1 protein-coding gene is annotated in these 246 nt (G+C 65.4%); it reads right to left on the reverse strand.

Annotation, left to right across the window (positions count from 1 at the left end; genetic code table 11):
- A partial coding sequence (locus ACKRDP_RS10025; RefSeq protein WP_489685591.1) for a hypothetical protein occupies window positions 1-186 on the reverse strand: 186 nt, incomplete at its 3' end.
- Window positions 187-246 lie beyond the last annotated feature (60 nt).

Genomic DNA, 246 nt, shown 5'->3' on the forward strand with positions numbered 1-246 from the left:
GACCGGACCGACGTCGAACGCGAGTGTTCCGGCGCTCGAGTCGGCGGTGACGCCGGAGACGAGCCCGCCGAAGGTCTGTTCCTGCAAGGTGGCGAGAATGCCTGCGGTAGACCAGGTGACGTCGGCGCTGGAGCTGCCGATGGTGCCGCTGTTGCCCGCCGAGGGCTGCAAGTTGATGTCGTTCACCTTCGCGTGAACCTGCATTCCCGTTGCGGGGCCGAACGAAGAGTCGTCACTGTCGATGCT

This window comes from Pampinifervens navoyensis (genome assembly GCF_046159715.1).
Lineage (GTDB): Bacteria > Aquificota > Aquificia > Aquificales > Aquificaceae > Pampinifervens.